Genomic DNA, 1,478 nt, shown 5'->3' with positions numbered 1-1,478 from the left:
TCGGCCTGCGCGCTGCGCGGTATGAAAGTGACCAAGCCGGTATTTTTTATTACCTTTATTGCCTACTGGCCAATCGGTTTTGGCCTGGGTGCCGTACTGGGATTGACAAACTGGCTGGTTGCACCAATGGGCGCACACGGCTTTTGGATTGGCATTATTGCCGGCCTGAGTGTGGCCGCGGTGTTACTGGCGATTATTTTAAAACGCACACTGCACAAAGTAGAGCATGAGGCTGGTTAACATATGAAGTTATGGCTGCTCCCCCTGCTGGTACTTAACCTTATTGCCTGTGCTGATATCAAGGGCGATAGCGCACTGAAAGATTATCAGCAGCGGCTTGCAAGAGTATTAGACACCACCAGCATCAATACCCCACTGCCACCTGCCGTGCCGCTGGCAGAGCCACGCGATCTTAAGCAACCTCTGCCCGATCTCAGGCTGGATCTGACCGATACCTTTGCTACCCGTCGCTGTGGCCTGGATACCTTAATAGGCGAGCGTAACTCCAGCCTTGGCCGGGTGTACACTGCCAGCAAACAGCTGAGTTACGAGCTACGGTTTTTAAACCAGTTACAGCAGTGCCTAACCCAAAACTGGGACAACACTGAGCTGCTGAGTCAGTTACAACAGGTGTATCAGCACAAACAAAACACGGTACATATTGCGCTGAATAATATGCTGTTAACCGATGATACACTACGCAAGCAGCTGTTGGGTGTGCGCGACAGCCTTGGCGTGGGCGACAACCCCGGCAGTAGTGAGACCTGGCAGGCGCTGACAGAGCTAAACCAGCTTAAACAATTGATCACAGAGCAAAACTGGCAGGCTGCCAGCCAGGTGAATATCGAACAACAATTACAACTGCTGTATCACTACAATTTTATCGGCCGCTTGCAATACAGCTTGCGTGTCAGCAGCCATCAACTGTTGCAGCTTAATCAGTTGCTGGCCAACATCAGGCCACAACAGCTATGCCAGCCCAGAGCTGATAAACAACAACTGGAGATACTGGCCAACATTTTTAATAAGTTTTTTATTGCTCAGGTACAACAATACACTGTTAATCTGCAAGGATACCAACAGCAGCTGTGGCCATTGCTGGAAAACCTGTACCGTGACACCGCCTTACACCCCGCGTTAACGCAGCGTTTTGACGGTAACTACAGCGCCATGCGCAACGAGCTGGCAGTGCATGTGAAGTGGTGGCAAACACTAAATAGCCAGTGTCTGTTGCAGCGTAAGCGTCCATTTTAGGACGTCCTATTCCTACTAAAGATCGCGCGATAAGCTGTGCACTCATCATAACAGGAGAGTGACATGGCAAAGCGAGCTTACCGCAACGCTGCACAATGGCAGCAATTAATCGACTTATGGCACACATCAGAGCTGAGCATCACTGAATTTTGCCAAACCCATCAACTGAGCACCATGTCATTTTATAAATGGCGGCAACGCTTGGCTGAGCAAACTGAACAAGC

General features: G+C 50.1%; 2 protein-coding genes and 1 pseudogene. All 3 read left to right on the top strand.

Annotated elements, in window-relative coordinates; genetic code table 11:
• A pseudogene (locus tag J3B89_RS14940) lies at positions 1–240 on the top strand (MATE family efflux transporter); the annotation flags it as partial.
• Positions 241–243: 3 nt separating this feature from the next.
• On the top strand, positions 244–1,254 hold the full coding sequence (locus tag J3B89_RS14935) for a DUF3080 family protein (protein ID WP_215398413.1): 1,011 nt from the start codon (positions 244–246) through the stop codon (positions 1,252–1,254).
• Positions 1,255–1,317: 63 nt separating this feature from the next.
• On the top strand, positions 1,318–1,478 hold a 161-nt coding region (tnpA, locus tag J3B89_RS21585; protein ID WP_433915367.1), incomplete at its 3' end, for an IS66 family insertion sequence element accessory protein TnpA.

This window comes from Rheinheimera oceanensis (assembly GCF_018831085.1).
Lineage (GTDB): Bacteria > Pseudomonadota > Gammaproteobacteria > Enterobacterales > Alteromonadaceae > Alishewanella > Alishewanella oceanensis.
This window is presented reverse-complemented; position numbering and strand designations above follow the sequence as displayed.